23 protein-coding genes are annotated in these 21,663 nt (G+C 57.4%); 16 read left to right on the top strand and 7 right to left on the bottom strand.

The window, feature by feature from the left end:
- Positions 1–275: 275 nt before the first annotated feature.
- Both CLV87_RS13995 and CLV87_RS14000 read left to right on the top strand, forming a co-directional pair.
- A complete protein-coding gene (locus CLV87_RS13995; RefSeq protein ID WP_099246295.1) occupies positions 276–1,457 on the top strand; it encodes an ammonium transporter in 1,182 nt (393 codons plus the stop codon).
- A 184-nt stretch (positions 1,458–1,641) separates the two neighbouring features.
- Positions 1,642–2,388 carry a helix-turn-helix transcriptional regulator gene (locus tag CLV87_RS14000; RefSeq protein WP_099246297.1) on the top strand — a complete coding sequence of 249 codons (747 nt, stop codon included), beginning with the start codon at positions 1,642–1,644 and terminating at the stop codon, positions 2,386–2,388.
- A gap of 186 nt (positions 2,389–2,574) precedes the next feature.
- Here CLV87_RS14000 and CLV87_RS14005 read toward each other — a convergent pair whose 3' ends face one another.
- A complete protein-coding gene (locus CLV87_RS14005; RefSeq protein ID WP_099246299.1) occupies positions 2,575–3,819 on the bottom strand; it encodes an MmgE/PrpD family protein in 1,245 nt (414 codons plus the stop codon).
- Entirely contained in the window at positions 3,812–4,258 is a 447-nt protein-coding gene (locus CLV87_RS14010; protein ID WP_099246301.1) for a type II toxin-antitoxin system RatA family toxin, read from the bottom strand. Before CLV87_RS14010 ends, CLV87_RS14005 begins: the two co-directional genes overlap by 8 nt.
- 95 nt (positions 4,259–4,353) lie before the next feature.
- Here CLV87_RS14010 and hpt point away from each other — a divergent pair, with 95 nt between their 5' ends.
- The gene (hpt, locus tag CLV87_RS14015) at positions 4,354–4,899 is read left to right on the top strand and encodes a hypoxanthine phosphoribosyltransferase (protein WP_099246303.1); all 546 of its coding nucleotides are present in this window, start codon (positions 4,354–4,356) and stop codon (positions 4,897–4,899) included.
- A gap of 68 nt (positions 4,900–4,967) precedes the next feature.
- Positions 4,968–6,236, top strand: a complete 1,269-nt coding sequence (locus tag CLV87_RS14020; RefSeq protein WP_099246305.1) for a PAS domain-containing protein — start codon at positions 4,968–4,970, stop codon at positions 6,234–6,236.
- A gap of 10 nt (positions 6,237–6,246) precedes the next feature.
- On the opposite strand, the gene CLV87_RS14025 is transcribed toward CLV87_RS14020, so the two are convergent.
- Entirely contained in the window at positions 6,247–7,161 is a 915-nt protein-coding gene (locus tag CLV87_RS14025) for a tetratricopeptide repeat protein (RefSeq protein WP_099246307.1), read from the bottom strand.
- A gap of 142 nt (positions 7,162–7,303) precedes the next feature.
- Here CLV87_RS14025 and CLV87_RS14030 point away from each other — a divergent pair, with 142 nt between their 5' ends.
- On the top strand, positions 7,304–7,753 hold the full coding sequence (locus CLV87_RS14030) for a c-type cytochrome (RefSeq protein ID WP_099246309.1): 450 nt from the start codon (positions 7,304–7,306) through the stop codon (positions 7,751–7,753).
- On the top strand, positions 7,754–8,659 hold the full coding sequence (locus tag CLV87_RS14035) for a c-type cytochrome (protein ID WP_099246311.1): 906 nt from the start codon (positions 7,754–7,756) through the stop codon (positions 8,657–8,659).
- An 80-nt stretch (positions 8,660–8,739) separates the two neighbouring features.
- Here CLV87_RS14035 and lipA read toward each other — a convergent pair whose 3' ends face one another.
- Complete coding sequence (gene lipA, locus CLV87_RS14040; protein WP_099246313.1) at positions 8,740–9,690, bottom strand: lipoyl synthase; 951 nt, start codon at positions 9,688–9,690, stop codon at positions 8,740–8,742.
- Between the two features lie 275 nt (positions 9,691–9,965).
- On the opposite strand from lipA, the gene CLV87_RS14045 reads away from it, so the two are divergent.
- On the top strand, positions 9,966–10,511 hold the full coding sequence (locus CLV87_RS14045) for a peroxiredoxin (protein ID WP_099246315.1): 546 nt from the start codon (positions 9,966–9,968) through the stop codon (positions 10,509–10,511).
- A gap of 60 nt (positions 10,512–10,571) precedes the next feature.
- On the opposite strand, the gene CLV87_RS14050 is transcribed toward CLV87_RS14045, so the two are convergent.
- Positions 10,572–11,702 (bottom strand): DUF6456 domain-containing protein, encoded by a 1,131-nt coding sequence (locus CLV87_RS14050; RefSeq protein WP_099246317.1) that lies wholly within the window; start codon positions 11,700–11,702, stop codon positions 10,572–10,574.
- A gap of 231 nt (positions 11,703–11,933) precedes the next feature.
- On the opposite strand from CLV87_RS14050, the gene CLV87_RS14055 reads away from it, so the two are divergent.
- The gene (locus CLV87_RS14055) at positions 11,934–12,236 is read left to right on the top strand and encodes a DUF6477 family protein (RefSeq protein ID WP_099246319.1); all 303 of its coding nucleotides are present in this window, start codon (positions 11,934–11,936) and stop codon (positions 12,234–12,236) included.
- Positions 12,237–12,328: 92 nt separating this feature from the next.
- Here CLV87_RS14055 and CLV87_RS14060 read toward each other — a convergent pair whose 3' ends face one another.
- Positions 12,329–13,870, bottom strand: a complete 1,542-nt coding sequence (locus tag CLV87_RS14060; protein WP_099246321.1) for a trimethylamine methyltransferase family protein — start codon at positions 13,868–13,870, stop codon at positions 12,329–12,331.
- A gap of 249 nt (positions 13,871–14,119) precedes the next feature.
- Here CLV87_RS14060 and CLV87_RS14065 point away from each other — a divergent pair, with 249 nt between their 5' ends.
- The 7 genes from CLV87_RS14065 to CLV87_RS14095 all read left to right on the top strand — a co-directional run bounded on the left by CLV87_RS14065 (position 14,120) and on the right by CLV87_RS14095 (position 19,516).
- Positions 14,120–14,641 carry an NUDIX hydrolase gene (locus CLV87_RS14065; protein ID WP_099246323.1) on the top strand — a complete coding sequence of 174 codons (522 nt, stop codon included), beginning with the start codon at positions 14,120–14,122 and terminating at the stop codon, positions 14,639–14,641.
- 147 nt (positions 14,642–14,788) lie between these two features.
- Complete coding sequence (locus tag CLV87_RS14070; RefSeq protein WP_099246325.1) at positions 14,789–15,493, top strand: outer membrane protein; 705 nt, start codon at positions 14,789–14,791, stop codon at positions 15,491–15,493.
- A 118-nt stretch (positions 15,494–15,611) separates the two neighbouring features.
- A complete protein-coding gene (gene guaA, locus CLV87_RS14075) occupies positions 15,612–17,183 on the top strand; it encodes a glutamine-hydrolyzing GMP synthase (RefSeq protein ID WP_099246327.1) in 1,572 nt (523 codons plus the stop codon).
- A complete protein-coding gene (locus tag CLV87_RS14080) occupies positions 17,180–17,827 on the top strand; it encodes a YdcF family protein (protein WP_099246329.1) in 648 nt (215 codons plus the stop codon). Before guaA ends, CLV87_RS14080 begins: the two co-directional genes overlap by 4 nt.
- 9 nt (positions 17,828–17,836) lie before the next feature.
- Positions 17,837–18,112: a putative quinol monooxygenase gene (locus CLV87_RS14085; protein ID WP_099246331.1), complete on the top strand. Its 276-nt coding sequence runs from the start codon at positions 17,837–17,839 to the stop codon at positions 18,110–18,112.
- Positions 18,113–18,228: 116 nt separating this feature from the next.
- Complete coding sequence (gene bmt, locus CLV87_RS14090) at positions 18,229–19,242, top strand: betaine--homocysteine S-methyltransferase (protein ID WP_099246333.1); 1,014 nt, start codon at positions 18,229–18,231, stop codon at positions 19,240–19,242.
- Positions 19,243–19,285: 43 nt separating this feature from the next.
- Positions 19,286–19,516: an N-(5'-phosphoribosyl)anthranilate isomerase gene (locus CLV87_RS14095; RefSeq protein WP_099246335.1), complete on the top strand. Its 231-nt coding sequence runs from the start codon at positions 19,286–19,288 to the stop codon at positions 19,514–19,516.
- A 106-nt stretch (positions 19,517–19,622) separates the two neighbouring features.
- On the opposite strand, the gene CLV87_RS14100 is transcribed toward CLV87_RS14095, so the two are convergent.
- The gene (locus CLV87_RS14100; RefSeq protein WP_099247776.1) at positions 19,623–20,708 is read right to left on the bottom strand and encodes a PA0069 family radical SAM protein; all 1,086 of its coding nucleotides are present in this window, start codon (positions 20,706–20,708) and stop codon (positions 19,623–19,625) included.
- A 197-nt stretch (positions 20,709–20,905) separates the two neighbouring features.
- Here CLV87_RS14100 and CLV87_RS14105 point away from each other — a divergent pair, with 197 nt between their 5' ends.
- Positions 20,906–21,607 (top strand): corrinoid protein, encoded by a 702-nt coding sequence (locus CLV87_RS14105; RefSeq protein WP_099247777.1) that lies wholly within the window; start codon positions 20,906–20,908, stop codon positions 21,605–21,607.
- The last annotated feature ends 56 nt before the right edge of the window (positions 21,608–21,663 follow it).

Raw genomic sequence — 21,663 nt, forward strand, 5'->3', positions numbered from 1 at the left:
CTATATTAGACTTAGCGTTTCTTCTTGGCCCAAATATTCCGGGGTGAATGCGCCTTTGGCGCAGAGGGGCAGCGCCCCTGGCCCCGCCCGCGGCACGCGCAGGCAAAATTTCATTTTGCCTCTTTTTGAGCACATGCACGCAATCACCGCTTATTTTTTAGTCACTTCGCAAATTGCACGCTTTTTGACCAGCCAAAACCGCCCTTGCCGCTTTTTTCCCCACCCGAATCCCGCTTTGACCCTCTGCCAAACGGGACAAAGGGAAGGAAGAACCTATGAACGGAGCGGATACCGCCTGGATCATCGTCGCGACAGCGCTGGTGCTCTTTATGACATTGCCGGGGCTGGCGCTGTTTTACGGCGGGCTTGTACGTGCCCGAAATGTACTCAGCGTCTTTATGCATTGCTACGCCATTGCCTGCTTGATGAGCGTTTTGTGGCTGGCCTTTGGCTATTCCATTGCCTTTGGTGGCGGCGAGACCGGATATTGGGGCGGGCTGGACAAGGCCTTTTTGAACGGTGTCACGGTTGACAGCCTCTCTGGCACCCTACCCGAGATCCTGTTCTTTGCCTTTCAGATGACCTTTGCCATCATCACCCCGGCCCTGATCGTCGGGGCCTATGTGGAGCGAGTTGGCTTTGGTTTTGTCCTGCTGTTTTCCGCACTCTGGATGCTGCTCTGCTACGCACCTGTCGTGCATTGGATCTGGGGCGGCGGCATGTTGGCCGATGGCGGCATCTTTGGCGAAAACGGCGTCAAAGACTTTGCCGGTGGCATTGTGGTGCATGAAACCGCCGGGATCGCGGCGCTTCTGATTGCTGTCTTCCTTGGCCCACGCAAGAACCAGAAAACCCCGCCACATAATCCCGGTTACGTGATGATCGGCGCTGCGATGCTCTGGGTCGGCTGGTTTGGCTTCAACGGCGGTTCGCAACTGGCTGCTGACGGTGGTGCCGCGCTGGCGCTCACCGTGACCCATATCTCGGCTGCCACCGCCTCTCTGACCTGGGCGCTGTGGGAAAAGATCAAATATGGCAAAGCCTCTTTGGTTGGTTTGGTCACCGGCACCATTGCAGGTCTGGCATCAATCACCCCGGCCTCTGGTTTTGTTGGCCCGATCGAAGCCCTGGCCATCGGTGCCATCGCGGGTGTTCTCTGCCAAGAAGCCGTGACCCTGGTACGCAATGTGCTCAAGATCGACGATACGCTCGACGTATTCGCCGTGCACGGTGTTGGTGGCATCTTTGGCACCATCATGATCGCGGTCTTTGGGGCCGGATCCTGGGCGGCGCAGCTCGGCTCCCTCGCGATTGTTGGTGTCTTTACAGTCGTTGTAACCGTGGTGCTGATCTTTGTGGTCAAGGCCATCACCCCGCTGCGCGTGGATGCGGAAACCGAGACCAATGGTCTGGACCTCTCTGTGCACGGCGAACGCGCCTACGATCACTCCAGCTGATATCGCAGCTTTCGCGATCAGCTTTACGGGTCCCGTCCAACGGGGCCCGTTTTTGTTTAGAATATCGAAACAATACTCATAGCGTTTCCAAAATAGAAACAACCAACCCAACATGCACCGCGGCGTAACGCTATGGATTTTCCCGATTATCTGCTAAAGATTTAGTTCAGGAGGGGGCGCACAGATGTCTCAATTGAACGATCTGATTGATATGATTGACGGTTTCCTGGCCAGCGATGGGTTCGATCAGCGCTGGCATGTGGCTAAATCGATTGCACGCAAAGTGGCCGGGGCGGATCTGAACTATGGCGAATTGGATCATCCCAGTGGCGCGCTGAAATGGATGAGCTCGACAATGTGCCCCGATTACCTCGCGCATTACATGTCCAGCGAATACTATCTGACGGATTCGATCATTGATGATTGCGTGCGCACAAATGAGTTGTGCCGCCATGACTTTGGCCAGATGCGGCAAAGCGAAACCCTGTCGAAAAAAGCTGCGATGATGCATGAGGACCTGCATGATCTTGGCTATTTCGGCGCGGTCAGCCAGGCCTTTCAATCGACTGAGCCCAATACCCGCACCGGGGCGGTGTTGCTCGCGGATCGGGATTTGCTGACCTTTGGTGGCCCGGAATTGTCGCTGAACTTGCAGCGCGTGACCGGCACGCTCTGTGCCTTTCTAGGACGACCGGATGAGACAACCACCGCACCGGTCTATTTCATCGAGCACAGCCCCCTGACCCATCGCGAGACCGAGGTGCTGAAACTGCTGGCTTCTGGGTTTCAATATGCGCGCATGGCCGAGAAAATGGGAATTTCCGAGATCATGGTGCGCACCCATGTCAAAACTGCGCGCCAAAAACTGCAGGCCTCAACACGCGACCAAGCTGTGGCGATTGCCGTGCGGGATGGGTTGATCCAGATCTAACCTGGCGAACCGTCGCTTTCCAACCAAGGATACAAAAACGGGCATGTCCATGACATGCCCGCGACTCTTGAAAAAGAATGGACCTTAAATTCTGACCGAAGCGCGCACTCACAACACGAAACGGCTTGTCCTGACGCTGATTAGATAAAGAAGCCAGGCGTCGGGCAACCTATCGAATCCGATAGGTTAACCCAGAAGTCCGACAATCTGTGTCAGCTCTTGGGCCTGTACCGCCTGCCAAACCCGATCATCTCCAGTCAGAACCTGCGCTTTTGCCCGGATCTTGTCCGAACGGGTTTGCAAGGACAGCGGCGTGTTCAAATCAAAGCTGGCATTTGCCACGCCCTGCCTTGTCACAACCACCCGCGCCTCTGTCTCTGCCAAGCTTGGCTCTGAAGTCACCGCGACCTTGTCCATGAGGGCCAAGACCTCAGGATCTTGCATCAACTCGTCGCGATAGCTGTCCAAAGACGCCGTATCATGCCCCAGCAAAGCCAAAGCCGTCACCGCGCGGTAACTGAATTTGGCCTCAAGCCCTGTTTTTGGGGAATGCTGATTGCATACGGTCATCCAGCGCGGATGTGTCGTGATCTCGATTTTCTGGATATCTTTGACCGGCCCTGGGTCCAACATCGCCAGCGCCTCAAGCGTTGCGTGCAGCCCGTGGCAGCAGGCGTGGAACTTATGGCTGATCTGTTCCATCAACCAGTCATCGGTACTCGCCTCAACGCCCCGACCATGATGCGTCGTGACAAACCCGTTTTGCCCAATCAGAGCCTCTGGGTTGGAAACAAAGCCGCGCCGCGCCAGATCGGCGGCCTCGACCCCATTTGCGGCTGCTATCCCGGCATTATAGGGTTTGCCCATGGTGCCAAATTGAGATTTCAGCCCCGAAGCGCGGGTGCTGACCAGCCCCAAGGCGTGGCGCATCTGCGCATCACTCAGCCCCAGCAGCAATCCCGCTGCAACCGTTGCGCCAAAGGCCCCGGCCGTGGCGGTCTGGTGAAAACCAATCTGATAGTGATCACGCCCCAACAGCACGCCAAACCGGATCGACGCCTCGCAACCCGCCAGGCAGGCCCGCAGGAAAGCGTCAAAATCCGCCCCCTCCCGCTCGGCCACGGCCAAAGCGGCAGAGTTCACGGCGACGGATGGGTGGCCGATATGGGCGAAATGGGTATCGTCATAATCCAGCGCATGGCTGGTGGCCCCATTGACCAGAGCCGCCGCCCGCGCAGGGGCCTTGCCACCGCCAAACAGGCTGGATTGCTCCGCCCCGCCCTCGTCCAGAACCATAGCCCGGGTCAGGTGCGCAACCGGCTCATCAACTCCGGCCAGACCGCAGGCCAACCAATCGACCAAGGACAGGCGCATGATCTCTAGCGCCTCTTGGGTCGGCTCCCGCAGGGCCGGGCTTAGCCAGTTATCCATAAAGCTCCTTCGCGCGGTCCTCAAAGGCGCGCACAACACGTTGCATCGCCTCATAAAAGAACAGCCCGGCGGCCTTTTGCAAGATCACATTCTTGAATTCGAAATCGACATCAAAAGAGATGTCACAGCCGCCCCCCTCAGCATCCTGAAAACGCCAATTCGACACGAGGTATTTGAACGGCCCATCAAGATACTCGGTTTCGATCCGCTGCTCATCGCTGAACAAGCGCACGCGCGAGCCAAACCGTTCGCGGAACACTTTGAAACTGATCACCAGATCCGCCAGCATTTCCGTGTGATCCCCACGCTCTTCGGTCGAGCGGATGCGCGCCGCCGCAGTCCAGGGCAGGAATTTCGGATAATTGGCCACATCCCCGACCAAATCATACATTTGCGCAGCGGTATAAGGGAGGCGTTTTGTCTCGGAATGGGATGGCATCTTGCTCTCTGGCCTGGGGTTGGGTACGGCAATGGGGGCCGTGTGTTCGCGCGGCACATGTCGTATGCCAAGGCGGAAAATACAAGGGTCCAGCCATGACAGAGCGTCCATATGTCGTAGACGAAATGATCTCGGCCAAGGCCATTGCTGCCCGGATCGAAGAGCTCAGCCGCGAAATCAAACGCGACTTTTCCCAGACGGATAAGCTGTATGTTGTTGGTCTATTGCGCGGATCCTTTGTGTTTATCGCCGACCTTGTGCGCGAATTGGATCTGCCGGTTGAGGTGGATTTTCTCGAAGCGTCCTCTTATGGCGATGCCATGGAAAGCAGCCGAGAAGTGCGCATTCTCAAGGACTTACGCGGCCCGATTGAAGGGCGCGACGTGCTGCTGGTCGAGGATATTGTTGATACCGGCCATACGCTGAACCACGTGATTTCCCTGCTGCAAAGCCGCAGCCCCAAACGTCTGCGCACCATTGCCCTGCTCGACAAACCCACCCGACGCGAGGTGGATGTGCGCGCCGATTGGATCGGGTTTGAGATTCCCGATGAATTTGTCGTGGGCTACGGGATCGATTTTGCCCAACGCAACCGCAACCTCGCCTTTATCGGCAAGGTGCGATTTGAGGGCGGTGAATAAAACGCGCTTACGGCATCTTAAGCTTCGTGGGTCAAATTATAGGCAACTTTGCCAAAGGTGCCTAACCGATGTCCCAACCGACAGCGTCCAACTCTGACGCGCTCGAAGCGCATTTTGATCTCGCCGAACTGTTCTTTTCCCGCACCGATAACCGCGGTGTCATTCAGGCCGGCAATTCGGTGTTTCAACGGGTGTCCTGCTATGCCTGGGATGATCTGCTGAATGCCCCGCACAAGATCATCCGCCATCCCGACATGCCCAAGGCTGTATTCCATTTGCTGTGGGAGACGATCAAATCCGGCAAACCCATTGGCGCCTATGTCAAAAATCGCAGCAAGACTGGTCAGTTCTATTGGGTGTTTGCCTTTGTGACACCGATCGAGGGCGGATATCTTTCGGTGCGTATGAAACCCACCACCGCATTGTTTGGTGCCGTTGAAAAGGAATATGCCAGCCTGCGCCAGCGCGAACGCACGGACGGGCTGGAGGCGGAGGAAAGCGCGAGTTTGCTGCTGGCCCGGCTGGGTGAACTGGGGTGGAACAGCTATGGGGCTTTCCTCGCCGAAGCGTCAGTTCAGGAACTCAGCGCGCGCCAAGCGGCGTTGAGCGGGGAAGACAGCAGTTTCGGCATTGCCACAGACCGAATCGTCAAATCCGCCAAGCAGAACCAGATCGATTCCGCCCGCATCCTGCGCCTGTGTGACAAGCTCAAGAATTCTGCCATCAACCTGTCGATCCAATCGTCAAAACACGCCACGCAGCACAAGCTGTTTCAGGTGATTTCACAGGATTTCGCCCGGGTCTGCGCGCTTCTCAAGGAGAAGATGGAAGAATTCATCGTCATGGCGGAGGAGGTCTTTGACCAGATCAACACCAGCCTGTTCCTGCAATCTACTGTCTTGATCCAGACCGAAATGGCGCATCTCTTTCAACAAGAGGCGGATCAGGAAAGCCAGATCAATCACGCGCAGGAAATTACGCTGCTCAACCAGCAAAGCGCGGAATACACCGAACAAGCCGCGCAAAGTCTGGACAAGATGACTGGCGAGATTGAGGCGTTTGAACAGCTCTGCAAAAAGATGCTGGAACATGTGGATCGCCTCGGCATGACCGGCACAATTGGCCTGATCGAAACCGCGCGGCAAAGCGACAAGGGCGCGACGACCTATGCCCTGTTGGAGGAAACCGCCGCCATTCAGGAAGAAATGGAAACGGTTCTCAAGGCTATCAGCACGCGAAATTCCGTTCTGCGCGATAGCATCCATACGGTGCGCACCTATCGCGTCGACATCACCGCCAGCGCACACCACCCGGCGGTGCTAAAGCAATCGGCGTAGCGGCGATAACCTATTGTAAGGACTTCGCAAAAGCCTGGCCGCGCGCGATTTCCTTATCGCCCAAAGCATCGGCCATCGCCTGACAGTCCGCTTCGGCCCCGTCCGCCGCATAGCCCAGCGTCAAGGCGTGTAGACAATAACCATAGCCCTTGATCGCATCCCGCCAAACGCCTTCAAACCGCTCATCCACGGAAAAGCTTGCCAGCCAGAACGCCGCCTTGGCATTTCCACGATCCACCCCGTAGCGATAAAGCGTGTAGGCGCGCAGCGGATCCGCTGGAATGCCCTGGTCTCCCTCATAAAGATAGGCCAGATCGGGGATCGAGCGCGTGTCGCCAGCTGCCACGGCGAGATCGAGGAAATGTCGGACCTGCTCCACATCTCGCGTGACCCCTTCGCCGTGGAAATAGGCATAACCCACAGCGCGCAACCCTACGTAAGAACCCATTTCGGCCGCGCGGGAATAATGTTCAAAGGCCGCGGCATGATCCACCGGCCCGCCTTTGCCGGTATAGAGCATGTCGGCGATCAGATTCGGTGCGTGGATATAGCCCATCTCGGTGGCTTTTTCGGCCAATGCGCGCGAGCGATTGTAATCTGCGGTAAATCCTTTGTGATCGGTTTGCCAAAACAAGGCCATGTTATAAACCGCCTTGTCAAAGCCCTGATCCGCCGCTTTTTCATACCAGGCCAGGCCCTGTTCGGGGTCATAGTCCAGCCCTTTGGAGCCATCATGCGTGGTCAAAGCGGCCCCAAGCATGTTCTGCGCAACCGGGTCGCCCGCCTCGGCCTCGGCCTGAACAACACCCCATATCTCACTGTAATCACCTGACAAATAAGATTGCCGCGCATCCGCAAGCTCGGGCGACATCTCTGCCATGGCCAAACCGGGCAGCAGGAAAAACAGGCTGGTCAAAATTCGCATGGGTCATCCACCTAAGAATAGAAAAATCAAGCACAAAAGCACTCATAATATTACCACCCGGTCAAGTGGGGGGATACAGTATAGGATTGTCACATAGCCAAGTCATATTATGCTGGGACTCATTGAAATCAGGGAGATACCAATGAAAAAGTCTTTCGCCACCGTAGCCGTTCTGGCCACGCTCGCCACGACTGCCATGGCCGAAGTGCCGCAAGCCGTCAAAGCCCGTCAGGGTCAGTTCAACATCATGGCGCTGAACCTCGGGATTCTGGGTGGCATGGCCAAAGGTCAGGTTGAATACAACGCCGAGGCCGCACAGGCCGCCGCAGACAGCCTGGTTGCCGTGTCGATGATTCACCAAACCGCGCTGTGGCCCGAAGGGACCGATGCGGACAGCATCGAAGGCACCCGCGCCCTGCCGGCGATCTGGGCCAATATTGACGATGTTGTTGCCAAATGGGGGGCTTTTGGCGAAGCCGCCAAGGCGATGCAGGCGGCCGCTGGCCAGGGTCAGGACCAGATTGGGCCAAACATGGGTGCGATCGGCGGTTCTTGCAAAGGCTGCCATGACACCTATCGTGCGCCACAATAAATGCGCCGTATTCTGAAATTGCTTGTCGCGGCGGCGGTTATCGGCGTCGCGGTGGGCCTCTGGCTGACAGCCCCGGATCGGGTTGCCCCAGAGCGTTTCGCCTCCCTTAGCGGCGATGTCGCTGCCGGGGAGAAAGTTTTTACAGCCTCGGGATGTGCCTCTTGCCACCATGTGCCCGGCGCAGAGGATAAATTGATTCTTGCTGGCGGCATGGCCTTTCCGTCAGATTTCGGGACATTCTACGCCCCCAATATTTCCCCCGACCCCAGCGCGGGAATCGGTGATTGGAAGGTGATCGATCTTGCCAATGCGGTGATGAAAGGCGTGTCACCCAAGGGCCAGCATTACTACCCCGCTTTCCCCTATAACGCTTACAACAAGATGACCGATCAGGACGTGGCGGATCTCTTTGCCTATCTGCAAAGCCTGCCCGCCGATGCGACGCCGTCGAAACCACATGATGTTGGCTTTCCTTTCAATATCCGCCGCTCTTTGGGTGGTTGGAAGCTGCTGTTCTTCTCGGATGATTATGTCATGGATGTGCCCGCCGATCTGGAGCGCGGGCGTTACTTGGTCGAAGCGCAGGCCCATTGCGCCGAATGCCACACACCTCGCAATGCTTTGGGTGGCTTGGACACGTCGCGCTGGATGGCGGGCGCACCGAATCCATCGGGCAAAGGCACAATCCCTGCTCTGACCCCGGACAAGCTGACCTGGTCGGCTGAGGATGTCGCCTATTACCTCGAATCAGGCTTCACACCTGAATACGATTCGGTTGGCGGGCATATGGCCGAAGTGGTGGACAATTTTGCCCATCTCAGCGCCGAAGATCGCGCGGCGGTTGCGGCCTATGTGAAAGCGCTGCCTGCGCCAAAGGCAGACACATCTGGATCATCCAGCTACTAACGGGGATGGGGGCGCTGCCCCCGTCGCCTTTGGGCAACTCCCCAGGGATATTTTGACCAAGAAGAAGCTGGGCTGTGTCGCTAGACGCGGCCCAGTTTTTCTTCGCGGGCGGCACGCAGGCGTTCGAAATCATCTCCTGCGTGATAGCTCGACCGGGTCAGCGGTGTGGCAGAGACCATCAAAAAGCCTTTGCCATAGGCGGCCTTTTCATAGGCTTCGAATTCATCCGGCGTCACAAAGCGGTCGACCACATGGTGTTTGGGAGTCGGTTGCAGATATTGCCCGATGGTGAGGAAATCCACATCCGCCGCGCGCATGTCATCCATGACCTGGGTCACGCCTTGTTTGTCTTCGCCAAGGCCGACCATGATGCCGGATTTAGTAAAGATCGAAGGATCGCGCTCCTTGACCCGTTGCAGCAGGCGCAGCGAATGGAAATAGCGCGCGCCGGGGCGCACGGTTGGATAGAGCCCGGGCACGGTTTCGAGGTTGTGGTTGAACACATCCGGGCGTGCATCAACAACGATGTCCAACACATCATCGTCGCATTTGAGGAAATCCGGGGTCAGGATCTCGATCGTGGTGCCGGGGGAGCGATGGCGCACAGCGCGGATGGTCTGGGCAAAATGCTCGGCCCCACCATCTTTGAGGTCGTCGCGATCCACCGAGGTAATAACCACATGGTTCAGACCCAGTTTTTGCACCGCATCCGCAACACGCCCCGGTTCAAAAACGTCGAGCGTGTCCGGCTTGCCGGTTGCAACATTGCAAAAGGTGCAGCCACGGGTACAGATTTCGCCCATGATCATCATGGTGGCGTGGCCCTGGCTCCAGCATTCGCCAGCATTTGGGCAACCCGCTTCTTCACAAACCGTGGTCAGGTTGTGTTCCCGCATGATCCTGCGCGTCGTGTTATACCCCTCCCCGCCAGGTGCCTTGACCCGGATCCAGGACGGTTTCTTTGGTTGCGCATTGTCCGGCCGATGAGCTTTCTCAGGATGGCGCTCGGACGGGATTTTGAGATCACGCATGTTTTTTTCCCCGCGAAGGTTTCACGTTACGTCACTAATAAGGAGGTGCAGGGGGTTTTTCCAGTGAAGCTTTGCTGAGACATCAGCGGCGCATCCCCAAATGTAGCTAGTACCCCCCTGCACCTGCCCTTTATATAGGCGAACAGCCTTGCCCGAGACGAATGGCCGCCATGCGTGATCATTGCGTTATCGCTAAACGCTCAAATTGCCTTGCGACTCGGTCCCTCTCAGGGTAGCCCGCCTTTAGAAACGTTCCAAACTTACAAAGGTGCCCGATGAAAGCTGGCTTCACCCTCCCCGAAGTGACCTTCCACACCCGTGTTCGCGACGACTCCATCGAAGGGCCAAACCCCTTCCGTTGGCAGGACATGACCACCGCCGATTATTTCAAAGGCAAGCGCGTCATCCTGTTCTCGCTGCCTGGCGCATTCACCCCGACATGCTCCACCTACCAGCTGCCCGGCTTTGAAAAAGGCTTTGGCGATTTCGCTGAAAAGGGCATTGATGCGATTTACTGCATGTCCGTGAATGACAGCTTTGTCATGAACGCCTGGGCCAAAAACCAGGAGCTGGAAAATGTTGGCGTGATCCCGGATGGGTCCGGCGAGTTCACCCGCAAGATGGGCATGCTGGTTGCCAAGGATAACCTGGGCTTTGGCATGCGTTCCTGGCGTTACGCGGCCATCGTCAATGATGGTGTGGTCGAAGCATGGTTCGAAGAGCCCGGCCTGTCGGACAACCACGGCGAAGACCCCTATGGTGTGTCCGCGCCTGAAAACCTGATGAAGCATCTGGAAGACGCTGCGTCCTCCGCCGCTTAATTCGGTTGTGACACGATAGAAAAGGCCCGCCAAATTGGCGGGCCTTTTTCGTTTAGTCGCTTAGCCGACGAGATCGCCACCCTTAGCCGATAATTCCTCGTAATGGCGGCGCAGGCGTTGCAGGGCGATGCGCAAAACAACCTTGCCCGAGCGTGCCGACCATCCCAGATGCTTTTCGGTGGTCTCCAACCCCTCAAGATAGCAGCAGCAGCGCAAGGCCACATCGCCAAGGCCCGGGCCCAGATCCTTGAGAGCCGCCTGAAGGCGTGATTGCGCGGCGCTTGGTCCTGCATCCCCCTTGTGACCGGACTCAACCCCGGCAGTCAGAAACTGATCCCAGTTCTGCGCCACGCGTGGACCCATCTGCGCAAGTTCGAAATCTTCGCGCAGCCGTTCGCCCGCCGCGACCAGAACATCTGACAAGAACGGTGTGCCATCCTTGTCCTTGCGCCGAGCCAAAGCGGTCAGCGGGCTTTCGGCCAGTAAATACCGGCCTTTGCGGGCGCGTGGGTCACGTTCGACCTCTTCCAACGCCGCCTCAGCCTCGCGACCGGTGTCAAACCCGGCCTGCGCCTCGGCAAAGCCGCGTACTTTGTTTTCCTGTTCCGCCACCATACGGCTGAGCGCGGCCCGCCCGGCGGAGGTGATGCGATAGCGCGAAATCCGCCCCGGCGCGTCGCAGGCAATCCAGTCTTGCAGCGCCATGGCTTCGGCGATGGGGGCATCCACCACGGCTGTGCGTGTGCTGCCGCCCTCGCCTGTATCGCGCACCACGACGGCCTTTTCCATCTCGGCGGCGACCGCCAAAACGGCCCCGCTTTCGCACAAACGACGCAACACGCGCCGCGCCTCGCGGGTCAAGGTGGTTTCATCCGGGGGGGTGGGCATAGGTTTGGCAGCGCTCATCTCTGTCTTGTCCTTTCCGACATGGATCGCTGCGGCTTTGTTTTCGGACAGGGTCGACCGGGGCGTTTGGCCAAGATGACGGAGCGCGGCATCCACCAGTGGATCGTCGCGCCGGGTTTCAATCCGGCGAACCTGGCGCAACACGGTCGAGGCATGACACCCCGCCTGACGCGCCAATTCGCGGATCGTACACCCGTTTTCCGTATGCGCAAGGTAGACCCGTGCCGCGTCCGGCACCCAATTGGGTAACCCCTTGACTGCACCATCTACATTCAAATTGCTCATCTTGCGCTATCCCGTCTTTCTTGCCTTTTTCCACAGATTTATCCCCATGGATTAAGTCGCAACCTAGGCGTGTGTCTCTTACTGCGAGGTTAACAAAGCCGCATAAAAGCCATCTTTGTGCCCAAAGTATAAACGTTCCTAACCCCTGCGAACGCCGTATCCGTGCGCAACGCAACACGCCACAACCTGTGCGAATGTCCTTGCGGAATCACGAATACTCGGAGAGCAGACATGAAAGATATTCTCAGCATTCTCAAAGACTTGCGCCGCCCACGCCTTTTGATCCGCGCCGCCCGTATCGGCGCGCAGGATTATCGCCGGGACCCACAACTTCACCGTTTGTTAGGATATGGAAACCTTCCACGCCCCGGTGCCGCATTAATGCGTTTGATGGAAATTGAGGCGGATCTGAACGACAAACGCACCGGAGACGATTCGGGCTATTCCGTCAGCCGCCATGTCGAGGTTTTGGTCGCGATGATGGGCGAAGCACGCGTATTGCGCGAAACCCAATCCGGCGGTCTGATCGGCTAACCCCAAAAAGAAACACCCCCTCTGACGGACAGAGAGGGCGTAACAAGGTTTGACGGGTGCACAACATGCGCACCCGCCGGAAGCCTAATCAATCAAGTAAAGCTGTCGGGCATCGACGCTTTCTTGTTGGCGACATAACCGGCCAAGGCCTCGGCGATGCCGGGATCCATGGACGGTTGTTTGTAATTGTCCAACAGGAACTTCACCCGCTCGGATGCCAGGGCAACCGTGTCCTTGGACCCTTCCTCGGACCAGGTTTCAAACGGCTTGTAATCCAGCAGGTCGGTTTTCCAGAACGCATCCTTGAAGTTGGCCTGCGTATGGGCGCAACCAAGATAATGGCCACCCGGCCCCACTTCGCGGATCGCATCCATCGCCTGGGCGTTTTCGTCAACCGACACGCCCTTGGCCAAGCCATGCAAGGTGCCCAGCTGATCGGCATCCATAACGAATTTCTCAAAGCTGGAGACAAGACCGCCTTCGAGCCAGCCGCAAGAATGCAGCATGAAGTTCACACCTGACATCAGGCCCATGTTCAGTGAGTTCGCGGTTTCATAGGCCGCCTGTGCGTCAGGCAGTTTCGAACCACAAAAGGACCCGGCAGACCGGTAAGGCAGCCCAAGACGGCGGGCCAATTGCCCGGCCCCATAGGTGATATGAGCCGCCTCTGGCGTGCCAAAGGTCGGCGCACCCGAGCCCATATCGATCGAGGTCACAAAGGCCCCCATGATCACCGGCGCACCGGGACGGATCAGCTGGCTATAGGCGATCCCCGCCAGAACCTCGGCCAGAACCTGGGTCAAAGTGCCCGCAACCGACACCGGTGCCATGGCCCCGCCAACGATAAAGGGCGAAATGATCGCGGCCTGATTGTTCTTGGCATAGACCTCGAGCGCACCCATCATCACATCATCAAATTGCATGGGCGAGTTGATGTTGATGAGCGAGGTCATCACGGTGTTTTCCTGAACGAAGTCTTTGCCGAACAGAATCTCACACATCTCAACACTGTCTTGCGCGCGTTCTGGCGCGGTCACGGACCCCATGAACGGCTTATCCGACAGGGTCATATGGGCGTGTAGCATGTCCAGATGGCGTTTGTTCACCGGAATATCTGTCGGTTCGCAAACGGTGCCGCCGGAATGGTGCAGCCATTTCGACATATAGCCGAGCTTTACGAATTTGCGGAAATCTTCCATCGTGGCATAGCGCCGACCGCCTTCGACATCGCGTACAAAGGGCGGGCCATAGACCGGGGCAAGCACCAGATTGCGACCGCCGACGACGACGCTTTTTTCCGGGTTGCGCGCGTGCTGGGTGTATTGGCTGGGGGCCGTGGCGCAGAGCTTGCGGGCCAGACCTTTGGGCAGGCGAACGCGTTCGCCCTGAACATCTGCACCGGCCTCGCGCCAACGCTCCAACGCCGCAGGGTTATCAACGAAATTGACCCCGATCTCTTCGAGAACGGTTTCTGCGTTGGCCTCGATGATTTCCAGCGCTTCTTCGGTCAAGACTTCGAAGTTCGGGATATTGCGTTCGATGTATTTTGCAGTCTCGATGCTGATCGCTGTGCGTTCCGCCCGACGCGCGGCTCCGCCTCCGCCGCGTCCCCGTCTGCGCGCTGGTTCTGCCATGGTCTGTTCCGTCCTGAGTTTCGATTTTCATATTTGGTAGCCTGAACCCGGCAAATGCCCGCACGAGTTAGCGGCACTCTGGTCGCAAATGCGACATTCGCAGAGCTTTGACGCCGGGAAACCGCTCCGGCCCTATCCGGCGATCACCTTTTATTGGGGCCCGGGCGGAAATGCTGATCCCTGCACAAGCTGCCCTTGTGCCAGGTGCATGTCGCAGGCCATAAAGCCGGAAACGGCAGAGGGTTCCCAATGGCACATGATCATTCCTGTTCGGCTGGTTGCGGTTGCGGCGCGCCCTCAACCGGTCCGCGCCCCGAAGTCTCCCAAGCTCCGGCCCCTTGGCGGCCCCGTCAGACTGTTCGTGTCATCAGTATCGGCATTTTCACCCGCGAGGGGCAGATTCTGGCCGCACCCGTGCATGACGATCAGGGCCAGATCAAAGGCTGGCGTCCCTTGGGCGGCGGTGTCGAATTTGGCGAAACAGCCAAAGACACGCTGATCCGCGAAATCAAGGAAGAAACGGCTCAGGATGTCACCGACCTAAAACAGATCGGCGTGCTCGAAAATCATTTTGAACATCACGGAGACAAAGGCCATGAAATCGTCTTTGTCTACCACGCCCGCTTTGCCGAAGCCGCTGTTTACCAGGCTGACCTTTTGGCCTTTTCAGAGGAGCAAAGCGGCGAGCAATATGCCAAATGGATCCCTCTGGAAAAGTTCCGCGCCAAGCGAGTCGCGCTTTACCCCGAGGGGCTGATCGACCTTTTGTAGGACTTTGTTCGAGTACTTAAAGGCATGCGTTGCATAAATGCAGCGTTGTGGAGCTCACTAAAAATGCAATCATGTAAACATCTATAGTCGTCTATGTGTTTGCGTTAAAAATGCGCAAGTTTTTCTTATTAAATGGAGATTTGAACGATGGTTTCGAAGATTATACTTACCTCTGCTGCCCTTGCGATTTCTGGCACCATGGCCTTTGCTGGCGACTATAATGACCCACCTGTTGATATACCCCCTACCCAACCGTCCCTTGAGTATGACTGGGACGGGTTCTTTGTCGGCCTTTCAGTAGGAGCTTCCAAGGGCACGTACGAAACCGGCGTTTCTTCTGAGGATGAAACAGGTCCCGATGTAGACGTTGATGGTGGCCTTTACGCCCTGCGCTTTGGATATAACAAACGCTCAGGCAACCACGTGTTTGGTTTCGACCTAGACATTGGTAACGGTCCGAATGGTATAACCGAGCAAGGAACAACAGGCGACGACTGGTCCTGTTTTACAGGCGATTGTAATATCGACTTCAAAACCCTCGCCTCCTTGCGCGGTCGCTATGGGGTGCTGATTTCCGAACGCACTCTGGCCTATGGTGCAGCGGGTATCGCCTTTGCAAAATACGAGGGCGGTATCGAGGATTCGGACCAACAAGGCGACTCAGAAACCACTACCGGTTACACCATCGGCCTGGGTATCGAGCACAAATTCAGCCGTGCGTTGAGCGGTTTTGCCGAAGTCAACCATTACAACTTGGGTGATCTTGAGTTTGGGGATGACGGTTCGGGGAACACTTTTGATGGTGTTGGCACCTTTAACGCCATACGGTTTGGTCTCAACTTCTCCTTTTGATCCGGTTCAAATCACAATCGTAAAACGCCGCCCAACCGGGCGGCGTTTTTTTGCTATTTGGTTTCTTTACGCAAAGGGATCATATTGCACTTTATCAGGCCTGCGCCTATCAGGGCGCATGACCAGCACCTCGAACACGTCCGGGCATGATCGGCTTCTGATCATCGACTTTGGCTCTCAGGTCACGCAGCTGATTGCGCGTCGCCTGCGGGAACTTTCTGTCTATTGCGAAATCCACCCTTATCAGAGCGTGACCATGGATATGGTCCGCGAGATGTCGCCCAAGGCGATCATCTTTTCCGGCGGCCCTGACAGTGTTACACGCGAGGGTAGCCCGCGCGCCCCGCAAGAGATCTTTGAGCTGGGTGTGCCGATCCTTGGGATTTGTTATGGCCAGCAGGTGATGATGCATCAGCTGGGCGGCAAAGTCGAAAGCGGCCATGGCACCGCCGAATTTGGCCGCGCATTCGTGACGCCCAAGGGTGAATTGAACGTGCTGGATGGCTGGTTTGCCGCGGGCGACGAACAGGTCTGGATGAGCCATGGCGATCATGTCAGTGCCATCGCGCCAGGCTTTGAGGTCTATGGCACCTCACCCAACGCGCCCTATGCGATCACCGCTGACACAGCGCGCAATTTCTACGCCGTGCAATTCCACCCCGAAGTGCATCACACCCCCAACGGAGCCAAGCTTTATGAGAACTTCGTGCGTCTCGCGGGCTTTAAAGGTGACTGGACCATGGGGGCCTACCGCGAAGAGATGGTCGCCAAGATCAAGGATCAGGTTGGCGACAAAAAGGTCATCTGCGCCCTGTCCGGGGGCGTTGACAGCTCGGTTGCCGCGGCCTTGATCCACGAAGCCATTGGCGATCAACTGACATGTGTGTTTGTTGATCACGGGTTGCTGCGCAAGGATGAGGCCAAGGAAGTTGTCGGCATGTTCCGCGACAACATGAACCTGCAGGTCATTCACGCCGATGAAACCGAGCTGTTCCTGGGCGAGTTGGAAGGCCAGTCAGACCCGGAAACCAAGCGCAAGATCATCGGCAAGCTGTTCATCGACGTGTTCCAGAAATATGCCGACCAGATCGAGGGGGCGGATTACCTCGCCCAAGGCACGCTTTACCCGGATGTGATTGAATCCGTGTCCTTTTCCGGCGGTCCGTCTGTGACGATCAAATCTCACCACAATGTCGGCGGCCTGCCTGAAAAGATGGGTCTGAAACTGGTGGAACCGCTGCGCGAGCTCTTTAAGGATGAGGTGCGCGCCCTTGGTCGCGAGCTAGGTCTGCCTGCGTCGTTCATTGGTCGCCACCCCTTCCCCGGGCCCGGCTTGGCCATTCGTTGCCCCGGTGAAATCACCCGTGAGAAACTGGAGATCCTGCGCGAGGCCGATGCGATCTATATCGATCAGATCCGCAAACACGGTCTTTATGATGAGATCTGGCAAGCTTTTGTGGCAATCCTGCCTGTGCGCACTGTTGGCGTGATGGGAGATGGTCGCACCTATGACTATGCCTGCGCCCTGCGCGCGGTGACGTCCGTTGATGGGATGACAGCGGATTACTATCCGTTCAGCCACGAATTCCTTGGCGAAACCGCCACGCGCATCATCAACGAAGTCAAGGGCATCAACCGCTGCACCTATGACATCACCTCGAAACCTCCGGGCACAATCGAGTGGGAATGATCCGTTGGACAATCAGGCTGAGCCTTACCGGGCTCGGCCTTTTTCTTGCGACCTATTGCGCCGCGTACGTCTGGAGCCGCCCGGCGCTCTGGATCGATATTGCCGACGCACCCAAAGCCGATGTCATCTTTTGCCTTGGCGGCGGGGCAAACCCGGCCAGCGGCGAGATCATCGGCAGTTCGATCCATCGGGCGAAAACCTGTGCTGATCTGTATTTGGCGGGCAAAGCCCCCCTAATCATCTTTAGCGGCTCAAATGGCCATGCCACGGCGGCCTCAGTGGCGGATCAAATGGCGACGCTTGCCCACGAGATGGGTGTGCCTACCTCGGCGATGAAAACGGACCCATTGGCAAGGTCGACCTTACAAAATGCGATTTTTTCCAGAGAGTTGATGGAGAATGCCCAATCATCGCTGCTGGTCACCGATGCCTATCATCTGCCACGCAGCTGGCTGTCTTTTCGCTGGGCGGGCCTCTCTGATCTTCATCTGGTCCCAGCCCGCGACGGCCAAGGCCTGACCACCCCCGACAGGGGTGCATTGACACGGGAAACCCTGGCCATATGGTTCAATTTGCTGCGCCTCCCGGTTTATGAACTCGGCCAACTGACCGGACTCGGCGATCCTGATTTTCTGTTGCAATAGGCATTTTTTATGACCGTGACACTCAAAGGCTTCATTTCCGTTCCCCAAGAGCGGCTGGACAGCATTCGCAACGCCCTGCCCGAGCATATTCGCCTCACCCGCGCGGAACCGGGTTGTATGTCTTTTGTCGTGACAGAATCCGACACGACTCCCGGCCGTTTTGATGTCGCCGAGGAATTCACGGATAAAGCTGCCTTTGATGCCCATCAGGCGCGGGTCAAAGCCTCTGACTGGGGCAAGATCAGTGCTGGCATTGAACGCAGTTACGAAATTCTTGGGATTTAGCGGTGGATCTTTGAAAACGCAAAACAAGGAACCTTCATAACCATCTTGCAGATTATGAGTTTGATTAAACCGACTCTATGTGAAAAACCGCGCCCAAACATACAAAGGCATATCACATGAGCAACGCACTGAGTCGCGCTTTGGAAACCCGGGATTGGCTGCTGGCCGATGGGGCCACCGGCACCAACCTGTTCAATATGGGTCTGCAATCCGGTGATGCGCCGGAATTCTGGAACGAAATCGAGCCTGACAAGATCCGTGCCCTGTATCGTGGCGCGGTCGATGCCGGGTCTGACCTGTTTCTGACCAACTCCTTTGGGGCCAATGCGTCGCGTCTGAAACTGCATGACGCCGGGCACCGCGCCTATGAATTCTCAAAACTGGCGGCTGAGCTGGGTCGCGAAGTGGCCGATGCCTCAGATCGCGACATTATCGTTGCGGGCTCTGTCGGCCCGACCGGTGAAATCATGGGTGCAGCCGGCACGCTGAGCCATGAAAGCGCGGTCGAGATGTTTGAAGAAACCGCCAAGGGCCTGATGGATGGTGGGGCCGATGTGCTCTGGGTTGAGACGATCTCGGCCCCCGAAGAATTCCGCGCCGCCGCAGAAGCCTTTGCCAATATCAACGCGCCCTGGTGTGGCACCATGAGCTTTGACACCGCAGGCCGCACCATGATGGGTGTGACCTCGGCGGATATGGTCAAATTGGTGGATGAGCTGCCAAACGCGCCCGTCGCCTTTGGGGCCAATTGCGGTGTCGGTGCCTCTGACCTTCTGCGCACCATCAAAGGTTTTGTGGCTCAGGGTACCGAAACGCCAATCATCTCAAAGGGTAATGCTGGCATTCCGAAATATGTCGACGGCCATATCCATTATGATGGCACGCCTGAGTTGATGGCAGATTACGCGGTGCTTGCCCGTGATACGGGGGCCAAAATCATCGGCGGCTGTTGCGGCACCATGCCAAACCACCTGAAAGCCATGCGCGCGGCCTTGGAAGAGAGACCCAAGGGCGAGATGCCGTCTCTTGAACTGATCGCTGAAAAGATCGGTGGTTTCAGCTCGGAAAGCGATGGCACGGGCGATAGCGCTGCCGCTCCGGCACGCCGCAGCCGCCGTCGCCGCTCGTAAGGCGTTCATCTCTTATTAACCATGGATCGGGCAGTGTTCATATATGACCTGCCCACCCATCACCCAACGTCCCGAGGACTGGATGCGCTCGATCTTTACCGCCCGCGCGGCGGCAGAGGGTGGTATTGTGCGTCGTCAGTCTTCGGATATCGACAGGATCGTAGGACGTGACAGGTTCTTGGCAGAATTGGACAGGCGCGGGTTTCGCGCTGTGGAAAATGCCGGTCAGATGGTCATTTTCTGCAACCAAGAGCCTGTGCGCCTCTTGCGGTGATGCTGGTTCAGACACTCGAAACTGGCGCATAGCCTACCGGCGCGCGCCATCCAAATTCCATCCATGGAATTTGCAAATTCCGTCGACGGAATTTGTTGCGCGCCGCTCACAGCAATTGCATCTGATCTCCGGCGCGCAGGGGGCGATGGAAGAGGTCCGTCCGCAGCGGTGGCGTTTCCACTGCCAGCCCAAGCGCGCGCGTCGCACGGTGAAACCGTTGCGATACCAATTCAGCATAGACGCCCGTGCCGCGCATCCGGCGATGCCATTGGCTGGAATAGACCTCACCATCATGCATGTCGCGCAGATGGCCCATGATACGCCCTGCCCTATCCGGGTAATGCTCGGCCAGCCAGTCTTGCCAGAGCTCGGCCACCTCCAATGGCAGGCGCAGCATGATCCAGCTCGCCGCATCCGCCCCCGCATCGCGCCCGGCCTCAAGGATATGTTCCAGCTCCGGATCGCTCAGCGCAGGCACCATGGGCGCGGCCATGACGCGCACCGGAATACCGGCCTCGCTCAACCGTCCGATCATTGCCAAGCGACGGGCCGGCACGGGCGCGCGCGGTTCCATTTTGCGGCTCAGCTGCGCATCCAGGCTGGTGACGGAAACGCCAACACGCACAAGGCCCAGTTCAGCCATGTCCGACAAAATGTCGATGTCGCGTTCGATCAGCGCGCCTTTGGTCACAATCGCCACCGGATGGCGATAGTCGCGCAACACCTCAAGACAGGCGCGCATCAGGCCAAGATCCCGTTCAACCGGCTGATAGGGATCTGTATTCGTCCCAATCGCCAAGGTCGCCACTCGGTAAGATTTGCGGCGCAACTCACGCTCCAAAACCTCGGGCGCATTAGGCCGCGCAATCAGCCGCGTTTCGAAATCCAACCCCGGCGACAGGCCCAGATAGGCATGGGTCGGGCGGGCAAAACAGTAAATGCAGCCATGTTCACAGCCCCGGTACGGGTTCAACGACCGGTCAAAGGGCAGATCAGGCGAACGCACGTAATTGATCATGCTGCGCGCCTGCTCTTCACGGACCTCGGTGCGAAACGGGACCTCCTCTTCGGGGATATCCCAGCCATCACTTTCGTCCGACCGGCTAAACCGTTCAAACCTGCCGCAATCACGGCTGGTTGCTCCGCGCGCACGGCGCAGATCGGGGGCAACGGGGCGTTTGGGCTGTGTCATGACCTCAAAATAGAACACAACAAGAACAAATACAATCATCGGCCAAACCAAATGGCCAAGTCGAAGTCAAGGTCGTTGCCAGATTGCCCTATGTCGCAATCTGCCATTTGTCTTTTGGAAAAAACAAAGAATAGTCCCCTAAGAACACGTGCAGCCCCCACAGCGACCCTGGGCTTGCCAGCATGAAGGAAACGCCAATGTCCGACGAAGAAGACGACATCATCCTGTCCGAACTGAACGACGAGGAACTCGTCCAACAGATGTTCGACGACCTCTATGACGGTCTCAAGGAAGAGATCGAAGAAGGCGTCAACATCCTGCTGGAACGCAAGTGGGAGCCCTATCGCATCCTGACCGAAGCGCTGGTGGGTGGCATGACCATCGTCGGGGCTGACTTCCGCGACGGTATCCTCTTTGTCCCCGAGGTTCTGCTGGCCGCCAATGCGATGAAGGGCGGCATGGCCATCCTCAAGCCGCTGCTGGCCGAAACCGGCGCGCCGCGCATGGGTAAAATGGTCATCGGCACCGTTAAGGGTGACATCCACGACATCGGCAAAAACCTGGTTTCCATGATGATGGAAGGCGCAGGCTTTGAGGTTGTCGATCTGGGCATCAACAACGCGGTTGAGGCCTATATGGATGCGATCAAGGAAGAAGAGCCTGATATCCTGGGCATGTCAGCCCTGCTGACCACCACCATGCCTTATATGAAAGTCGTCATCGACACGATGGTCGAAATGGGCATTCGCGACGACTATGTCGTGTTGGTTGGCGGTGCGCCCCTGAACGAGGAATTTGGCAAGGCCATCGGGGCCGACGCCTATTGCCGTGACGCCGCTGTTGCCGTGGAAACCGCCAAGGAATTCATGTCGCGCAAACACAACCAGCTTTCCGCCTAAATCAAAACATCTGGTCCCCGTCTTGGGGGCCATCCAAGACCTCGTGGGGAGATATT

The organism is Pelagimonas phthalicica (assembly GCF_004364805.1).
Lineage (GTDB): Bacteria > Pseudomonadota > Alphaproteobacteria > Rhodobacterales > Rhodobacteraceae > Pelagimonas > Pelagimonas phthalicica.

Coding starts and splice junctions, on each gene's coding strand:
- CLV87_RS13995 (WP_099246295.1), top strand. CDS start 276: ATGAACGGAGCGGATACCGCCTGGATCATCGTCGCGACAGCGCTGGTG.
- CLV87_RS14000 (WP_099246297.1), top strand. CDS start 1,642: ATGTCTCAATTGAACGATCTGATTGATATGATTGACGGTTTCCTGGCC.
- CLV87_RS14005 (WP_099246299.1), bottom strand. CDS start 3,819: ATGGATAACTGGCTAAGCCCGGCCCTGCGGGAGCCGACCCAAGAGGCG.
- CLV87_RS14010 (WP_099246301.1), bottom strand. CDS start 4,258: ATGCCATCCCATTCCGAGACAAAACGCCTCCCTTATACCGCTGCGCAA.
- hpt (WP_099246303.1), top strand. CDS start 4,354: ATGACAGAGCGTCCATATGTCGTAGACGAAATGATCTCGGCCAAGGCC.
- CLV87_RS14020 (WP_099246305.1), top strand. CDS start 4,968: ATGTCCCAACCGACAGCGTCCAACTCTGACGCGCTCGAAGCGCATTTT.
- CLV87_RS14025 (WP_099246307.1), bottom strand. CDS start 7,161: ATGCGAATTTTGACCAGCCTGTTTTTCCTGCTGCCCGGTTTGGCCATG.
- CLV87_RS14030 (WP_099246309.1), top strand. CDS start 7,304: ATGAAAAAGTCTTTCGCCACCGTAGCCGTTCTGGCCACGCTCGCCACG.
- CLV87_RS14035 (WP_099246311.1), top strand. CDS start 7,754: ATGCGCCGTATTCTGAAATTGCTTGTCGCGGCGGCGGTTATCGGCGTC.
- lipA (WP_099246313.1), bottom strand. CDS start 9,690: ATGCGTGATCTCAAAATCCCGTCCGAGCGCCATCCTGAGAAAGCTCAT.
- CLV87_RS14045 (WP_099246315.1), top strand. CDS start 9,966: ATGAAAGCTGGCTTCACCCTCCCCGAAGTGACCTTCCACACCCGTGTT.
- CLV87_RS14050 (WP_099246317.1), bottom strand. CDS start 11,702: ATGAGCAATTTGAATGTAGATGGTGCAGTCAAGGGGTTACCCAATTGG.
- CLV87_RS14055 (WP_099246319.1), top strand. CDS start 11,934: ATGAAAGATATTCTCAGCATTCTCAAAGACTTGCGCCGCCCACGCCTT.
- CLV87_RS14060 (WP_099246321.1), bottom strand. CDS start 13,870: ATGGCAGAACCAGCGCGCAGACGGGGACGCGGCGGAGGCGGAGCCGCG.
- CLV87_RS14065 (WP_099246323.1), top strand. CDS start 14,120: ATGGCACATGATCATTCCTGTTCGGCTGGTTGCGGTTGCGGCGCGCCC.
- CLV87_RS14070 (WP_099246325.1), top strand. CDS start 14,789: ATGGTTTCGAAGATTATACTTACCTCTGCTGCCCTTGCGATTTCTGGC.
- guaA (WP_099246327.1), top strand. CDS start 15,612: ATGACCAGCACCTCGAACACGTCCGGGCATGATCGGCTTCTGATCATC.
- CLV87_RS14080 (WP_099246329.1), top strand. CDS start 17,180: ATGATCCGTTGGACAATCAGGCTGAGCCTTACCGGGCTCGGCCTTTTT.
- CLV87_RS14085 (WP_099246331.1), top strand. CDS start 17,837: ATGACCGTGACACTCAAAGGCTTCATTTCCGTTCCCCAAGAGCGGCTG.
- bmt (WP_099246333.1), top strand. CDS start 18,229: ATGAGCAACGCACTGAGTCGCGCTTTGGAAACCCGGGATTGGCTGCTG.
- CLV87_RS14095 (WP_099246335.1), top strand. CDS start 19,286: ATGACCTGCCCACCCATCACCCAACGTCCCGAGGACTGGATGCGCTCG.
- CLV87_RS14100 (WP_099247776.1), bottom strand. CDS start 20,708: ATGACACAGCCCAAACGCCCCGTTGCCCCCGATCTGCGCCGTGCGCGC.
- CLV87_RS14105 (WP_099247777.1), top strand. CDS start 20,906: ATGTCCGACGAAGAAGACGACATCATCCTGTCCGAACTGAACGACGAG.